Origin of the sequence: Maribacter sp. (assembly GCF_049667165.1) — a bacterium.
In the GTDB taxonomy this organism is placed as follows: domain Bacteria; phylum Bacteroidota; class Bacteroidia; order Flavobacteriales; family Flavobacteriaceae; genus Maribacter_A.
This window is the reverse complement of record NZ_JBATHS010000113.1, coordinates 1-5,608: the sequence shown is the minus strand read 5'-3', so window position 1 is coordinate 5,608 and position 5,608 is coordinate 1. Positions and strand designations below refer to the sequence as shown.

5 protein-coding genes are annotated in these 5,608 nt (G+C 41.5%); 1 reads left to right on the top strand and 4 read right to left on the bottom strand.

Features of this window, described 5'->3' with window-relative positions:
- The first annotated feature begins 64 nt into the window (after positions 1–64).
- Entirely contained in the window at positions 65–1,489 is a 1,425-nt protein-coding gene (locus WBM98_RS06120; RefSeq protein ID WP_424365143.1) for an SDR family oxidoreductase, read from the top strand.
- Positions 1,490–1,560: 71 nt separating this feature from the next.
- Here WBM98_RS06120 and ctlX read toward each other — a convergent pair whose 3' ends face one another.
- From ctlX to WBM98_RS06100, 4 genes are all read right to left on the bottom strand, one after another.
- Positions 1,561–2,493 (bottom strand): citrulline utilization hydrolase CtlX, encoded by a 933-nt coding sequence (ctlX, locus tag WBM98_RS06115; protein WP_424365142.1) that lies wholly within the window; start codon positions 2,491–2,493, stop codon positions 1,561–1,563.
- 90 nt (positions 2,494–2,583) lie between these two features.
- Entirely contained in the window at positions 2,584–3,498 is a 915-nt protein-coding gene (locus tag WBM98_RS06110) for a dimethylarginine dimethylaminohydrolase family protein (RefSeq protein WP_424365141.1), read from the bottom strand.
- A 101-nt stretch (positions 3,499–3,599) separates the two neighbouring features.
- Positions 3,600–4,883, bottom strand: coding sequence for a citrate synthase (locus tag WBM98_RS06105; RefSeq protein ID WP_424365140.1), 1,284 nt, complete (start codon positions 4,881–4,883; stop codon positions 3,600–3,602).
- A 134-nt stretch (positions 4,884–5,017) separates the two neighbouring features.
- Positions 5,018–5,608, bottom strand: a 591-nt coding sequence (locus WBM98_RS06100; RefSeq protein ID WP_424365139.1) for a glycosyltransferase, incomplete at its 5' end; no start/stop codon positions are given.

Sequence of the window (5,608 nt, the reverse complement as noted above, 5' to 3'; positions counted from 1 at the left end):
CAAAGTTACCATGAACCCAATATCCTGACGCCTAAGCGTATGGTTTCAATTAAAACAAAATACTATGAAAATTCTACTTACGGGCGCCAATGGGTATATTGGCATGCGCTTATTACCACAACTATTGGAACTGGGACATGAGGTAATCTGCGCAGTGCGGGATGAAAATCGCTTTTCTATCGATGAGGACACCAAGGCACAGGTCCGGATTATCGAAGTTGATTTTTTGAAGGACTTCGCTCCAGGACGTATTCCCAAGGATATTGATGTCGCGTATTACCTGATCCATTCCATGAGTTCGTCAACTTCCGATTTTGATGTCAAGGAGGCTGAATCGGCTGAAATCTTCAATACATATATGGCCGAAACCAACGTGAAACAGGTCATTTATTTGAGCGGAATCGTCAACGAGGAAAAACTCTCTAAGCACTTGAGTTCACGTAAGAATGTTGAGGATATTCTGTATCGGGGCGGCTTCAACCTTACGGTCCTTCGGGCTGGCATCATCGTAGGATCAGGAAGCTCTTCCTTTGAAATTATCAGAGACCTCTGTGAGAAGTTGCCTTTTATGATTACCCCTAAATGGGTGTTGACCAAAACCCAACCTATTGCCATAAGGGATGTGGTACGTTTTTTAACCGGGGTTATCGGGAATGAAAAAACCTATAATGATTCCTTCGACATCGGTGGATCCGATGTACTGACCTACAAACAAATGCTGCAACAATACGCAAAAGCACGTGGCTTTAAAAACTGGATTGTCACCGTGCCCATCATGACCCCGAAGTTATCGTCTTATTGGCTGTATTTTGTCACCTCTACCTCCTACAAATTGGCTATAAACCTTGTAGACAGTATGAAAATGGAAGTAGTGGCCAAAGATCGTAGGCTACAGGATATCCTTGGGATCGAAACCCACAGCTATAAAGAAGCCATAGCGATGGCCTTTAAGAAAATCGAGCAAAATCTGGTCATCAGTAGCTGGAAAGACAGTATGATCAGTGGTCGTTTTCAAAAAAACCTTGAAAAATACATACAAGTCCCTAAATATGGTGTGTTGAAGGATGAACAAAAAAGAAAGGTCAAAGATCCACAGGCTGTTTTGGAGAACATTTGGAAAATTGGGGGTGAAAATGGATGGTATTACGGGAATTGGCTCTGGAAAATCAGGGGGTTTTTAGATAAATTGACGGGTGGAGTCGGCTTGCGCCGAGGGCGAACACACCCAGACAGGATTTTTCCCGGTGATGCCCTAGATTTCTGGCGGGTGCTTTTGGCGGACAAAGAGGGCAAGCGGTTACTGCTTTTTGCTGAGATGAAATTACCAGGTGAAGCTTGGCTCGAATTCAGGATCGATGAGAACAATGTACTACATCAGACAGCTACCTTTAGGCCCCGTGGCTTAAAAGGCAGGTTGTACTGGTACAGTATTGTCCCTTTTCATTATTTTATCTTTGGGGGTATGATTCGGAATATTGCCAAAACCTAAAAACCCTATGTTCAAACGAGCTACCCTACTATATGGGCTATATGGTGCTTGGGAATTCCTTTGCCAATAGATCAGGCCTTTGGCAAAAACACTTCGGCCATCATACATCGGGCACTCCCCCCACCACAGGTTTCAATAGTATCTAAGGTACTATGCACAATTTCACAATGCTTTTCAATGTTCTTTATTTGCGCTGGGCTAAGACTATGATAGGCTTGCGAACTCATCACCATTAAACGTTGTTCATTAGCCCCAATAACCTGTAACATGTTTCCTGCAAAATGGTGCATCTGTTCTTCGGTTATTTCAATAATTTCCTTACCATCCTTTTTTAGATGCTGTACTACATTTTTACGTTCAGTTTTGTCATCAATGGAATCTAGGCAAATAACGGCGAAATCCTCTGCCATGGCCATCATAACATTGGTATGGTAAATGGGCAATCGCTCGCCATTCACTGTTTGATACGCATTGAAAATGACCGGGAAGCAATCAAAATCCTCACAAAACTCGATAAACAAGTCCTCATGGGCCCGATCCGACAGTGCACAATACGCTTTTTGATGCACCCTATCCTTTAAAATACTTCCGGTGCCTTCCAAAAAAACCCCTTCTTGCTCCGCAGCCGTGTAATCAATGATTTCGTTGATCTTAAAACCATGCTGTTCCAAAGTATCAAAAATATCATCGCGCCTTTCCAACCTTCTATTCTCAGCAAACATAGGATACACCGCAACAATACCACTGGCATGGAAGGAGACCCAATTATTCGGGAAAATCGAATCTGGGGTATCGGGTTCTTTACGGTCTTCCACTACGATAACCTGTACACCCTTACTCCTCAAAACCGAAACAAATGCATCAAATTCCTCCTGTGCCTTTTTGTTAATGGTCTGGTTCTTCAAATCCAAATCTTCCATGAAATAATTGTTCACGGCAGTTTGCTCGTTCATCCTGAAGTTTACCGGACGAATCATCAATATGGTATTGGTAATCTGCATCATCTAAATATTGGGCATTTTGGCAAAAATAGGTTTTTACCCTTGCAAGAACTATTCAAAATCCAAAAACAAGTTGAAATATACTTTGTTGACCTATTCCCGAATCAAGGGCATTGTACTGCACCGAAGTAATCCACCTTGCTTTGAGATTTCAGCATAGGGAATTTCCTCAACGGTAAACCCTTGTGCCCTCAACCAGCTGTTTAAACGGTTGAAATTACGTTCAGAAACGACAACGTCGGGAGCGATCGAAAATACATTACTGCACATCTGATACATTTCATCCGCAGTGATTTCAAATATATTCTCCTTGCCAAAATAAGCGACCAGCCATTCATATTCCTCTTCGACCAAAAATCCATTTTTATGCAAGATGGCCTTATCCGCACCAACAGGCTGAAAACAACAATCCAAATGCAATGCATTCTCTTTGGGATTGGTAATCGATTTCCTCAATTCAAAAGACTTGACTTTTTTGGTTGGAAACATTTTCCGTATATATTCAACCCCCTCCCAATTGGTACGGGCAGTGATATAATCGGGGTAATCTTTCCCGGTATAGGTTCCTATAAAGATATTGTCATTCCAAGGCATAACATCCCCTCCTTCAATATGAACCTTATTTGGAGGGTATAAAATGTTCTTAGGATCGATTTTGTCAAGGACATGGAGTATGGCCTCAAATTCCTCTTCACGGTCAGGAAGAATATTAGCCTTGATTAGCTTATCTTCGATGACAAAAGCAATATCCCTCGAAAAAATCTGATTACAATCCGGAAGGACCTCTGGACGAAAAACCTGTACCCCATACTTTTTCAAAACCTTGGCAAAGGTCTCCATTTCCGGAACCATAGCCACTTCCTTAGGATAGGTGCCGTCCAGAATATGTTCAAGGGATTTTGGGTCATAAGCCGCCTCAGGGAGCGGTGTTGGCCCACATTCTTTAGCCGTACCTAAAACAACCGCCTTTAATCTGGAGGTTTCATCTTTGATATGTAGGTGTAGCATGATTTTTTTTTGGTAAATATAGGAAATCGATTTTGTCGGTAACAAAAAACCACCCTAATCCGAACAATAAGGGTGGTTTACCTGGTTTTAAAGGAATACGGCTATCTTTTGTTTAATGGAACAAAAGACCTAAGGGTTTCCCCGATATAAACTTGTCTTGGTCTACCTATGGGTTCATTACGCAATCTCATTTCGCGCCATTGGGCAATCCATCCCGGAAGTCGACCCATAGCGAACATCACCGTGAACATTTCAGTTGGAATACCCAACGCACGATAGATGATGCCCGAATAGAAATCCACATTGGGATACAAGTTCCGATCTACAAAATATTGATCCTCCAATGCCACTTTTTCCAAGCCCTTGGCTATATCCAAAATGGGATCATCAATTCCTAAATCTTCAAGTACTTCGTCGGCCGCTTTTTTAATGATCTTGGCCCTTGGGTCAAAGTTTTTATAGACACGATGTCCAAAGCCCATAAGTCTGAAATCATCGTCCTTATCCTTGGCCTTGTTCATATATTTGTCGGTGTCACCTCCATCGGCTTCAATAGCTTCAAGCATTTCTAAAACCGCCTGATTCGCACCCCCATGCAATGGACCCCATAATGCGGAGATACCTGCAGATAAGGACACGAACAACCCCGCATGGGACGAACCGGTAATCCGTACGGTAGAGGTGGAGCAGTTTTGCTCATGATCTGCATGTAATATCAATAACTTGTCAAGCGCATCTATGACGATCTTATTGGCTACATAATCCTTATTTGGCCTTTTGAACATCATCTTATGAAGATTCTCCACATACCCCAAATTATCATCCCCATAATCAAGGGGCAATCCTTTCTTCTTGCGCATGGTCCAAGCCACCAATACAGGGAACTTTGCCAAAATCCTGACAATGGCGTGGTACATGTCCTTTTCGGATTTTATATTTACCGAAGTTGGATTAAAGGCGATCAAGGCACTGGTCAATGAAGACAGGACCCCCATAGGGTGGGCTGATTTCGGAAAACCGTCCAGTATCTTTTTCATTTCCTCATCTACATGGGACTCTGCCTTAATATCGTTATGAAAAGTTTCAAGCGCCTCCTTATTGGGTAACTCGCCGAATATCAACAAATAGGCCACCTCAAGAAAATCGGCCTTCTCAGCCAGTTCCTCTATCGAATAGCCTCTATATCTCAACATTCCTTTTTCCCCATCCAAAAAAGTAATCGCGCTCTCGCAAGAACCCGTATTTTTGTACCCTGGATCCAAGGTTATCATTCCTGTCGTAGACCTTAATGTTTTAATGTCAATGGCCAATTCATCTTCAGTTCCTTTAACCACTGGAAATTCATATTTTTTGCCATTGTATTCGAGAGTTGCTTTATCAGACATTTAAATGTTTTAATGAGTTAATTCGATTGGTAAATTTACAAAAATCGTATCATTTTAACAATTCCGTGCGCGTTAATAATATTATATGCTACCCCTTACTGACGATAGTGGAAAATCGTCCAAATATAAGGTCATCAATTGCATAAATACAACAACCGATAGTATTCATCAACCGATTTTTCCCAGGTAAATCGCATCTTTTTCGCATTCCCTTGAATTTTCTTCCACAAGGGCTTATCATTAGTATATAAATCCAATATCAAGTCAAACGATTCCAGCATGTTCTTTATCTTTTCGTCAAAGGTATCCCCATCAAAACTATATCCTGTCTTCATATGCTCAACCGTATCTTTTAATCCTCCCGTATGATGCACCAGACATGGCACCCCATTGCGCATTGCCAGCATTTGACTTATACCACAAGGCTCAAAGAGGCTTGGCATGAAATAGAGATCCGATTCCAGGTATATTGAATCAATCAATCTTTCTGATTGACCATTGGTAAATATGAAATTTTTATTCCCATAACTTATTTTCCTGAATAATTCTTCATATTCAGGAGCCCCAGTACCTAATAGTATAAAAATGCCATTCACCTTTTCCAATTTCTTGAGAATTTCAACAAAGGCCTCCGGTGAACGTTTAAAGAAATAGAACTTTTGCTCTGTTAAGCGTGCCACGCTAGAAACAATAAAACTGGGCCTACTCTCTATAATGTGCTTCAT

Coding starts and splice junctions, on each gene's coding strand:
- WBM98_RS06120 (WP_424365143.1), top strand. CDS start 65: ATGAAAATTCTACTTACGGGCGCCAATGGGTATATTGGCATGCGCTTA.
- ctlX (WP_424365142.1), bottom strand. CDS start 2,493: ATGATGCAGATTACCAATACCATATTGATGATTCGTCCGGTAAACTTC.
- WBM98_RS06110 (WP_424365141.1), bottom strand. CDS start 3,498: ATGCTACACCTACATATCAAAGATGAAACCTCCAGATTAAAGGCGGTT.
- WBM98_RS06105 (WP_424365140.1), bottom strand. CDS start 4,883: ATGTCTGATAAAGCAACTCTCGAATACAATGGCAAAAAATATGAATTT.